Origin of the sequence: Methylobacterium sp. GXS13 (assembly GCF_001455965.1) — a bacterium.
Lineage (GTDB): Bacteria > Pseudomonadota > Alphaproteobacteria > Rhizobiales > Beijerinckiaceae > Methylobacterium.
In genome coordinates this window covers 1-1,199 of record NZ_LKKO01000110.1, presented here as the reverse complement: position 1 = coordinate 1,199, position 1,199 = coordinate 1, and the positions used below count along the sequence as shown (strand labels likewise).

Below are 1,199 nucleotides of genomic sequence, written 5' to 3'. Positions count from 1 at the left end.
GTCCTGGCTTAGTCGTTGATGGCGGCGACGACGCCGGCACCGACGGTGCGGCCGCCCTCGCGGATGGCGAAGCGCAGCTTCTCCTCCATGGCCACCGGCACGATCAGCGTGACGTCCATGGTCACGTTGTCGCCCGGCATCACCATCTCGGTGCCCTCCGGCAGCTCGCACACCCCGGTCACGTCCGTGGTCCGGAAGTAGAATTGCGGCCGGTAGTTCGTGAAGAACGGCGTGTGCCGGCCGCCCTCCTCCTTGGTCAGGATGTAGGCCTCAGCCTTAAACTTGGTGTGCGGCTTCACCGAACCCGGCTTGCACACGACCTGGCCGCGCTCCACGTCCTCGCGCTTGGTGCCGCGCAGCAGCACGCCGACGTTGTCGCCCGCCTGGCCCTGGTCGAGCAGCTTGCGGAACATCTCCACGCCCGTCACCGTCGTGGTCGTGGTCGCCCGGATCCCGACGATCTCCACCGTCTCGCCGACCTTGACGATGCCGCGCTCGACGCGACCCGTCACCACCGTGCCGCGGCCCGAGATCGAGAACACGTCCTCGATCGGCATCAGGAACGGCAGGTCGATCGGACGCTCCGGCTGCGGGATGTAGCTGTCCACGGTCGCCATCAGCGCCAGAACCGCCTCCTTGCCGATCTTGGGCTCCTTGTCCTCCAGCGCCATCAGCGCCGAACCCTTCGTGATCGGGATGTCGTCGCCCGGGAAGTCGTACTTCGACAGAAGCTCGCGCACCTCGAGCTCGACCAGCTCAAGCAGCTCCTCGTCGTCGACCATGTCGACCTTGTTCAGGAACACCACCAGCGCCGGCACGCCGACCTGGCGGGCCAGCAGGATGTGCTCGCGGGTCTGCGGCATCGGGCCGTCGGCCGCCGACACCACCAGGATCGCGCCGTCCATCTGGGCGGCACCCGTGATCATGTTCTTCACGTAGTCGGCGTGGCCGGGGCAATCGACGTGGGCGTAGTGCCGGTTGGCCGTCTCGTACTCCACGTGCGCCGTCGAGATCGTGATCCCGCGCGCCTTCTCCTCAGGCGCCTTGTCGATCTGGTCGTAGGCCGTGAACGTCGCCCCGCCCGTCTCCGCCAAAACCTTCGTGATCGCCGCCGTCAGCGACGTCTTGCCGTGGTCGACGTGACCGATCGTGCCGATGTTGCAGTGCGGCTTGGTGCGGGAGAACTTTTCCTTGCCCAT

The 1,199-nt window shown here is 66.9% G+C and carries 1 protein-coding gene; it reads right to left on the bottom strand.

The window, feature by feature from the left end:
* Window positions 1-8: 8 nt before the first annotated feature.
* The gene (gene tuf / locus AO398_RS27135) at window positions 9-1,199 is read right to left on the bottom strand and encodes an elongation factor Tu (protein ID WP_058195404.1); all 1,191 of its coding nucleotides are present in this window, start codon (window positions 1,197-1,199) and stop codon (window positions 9-11) included.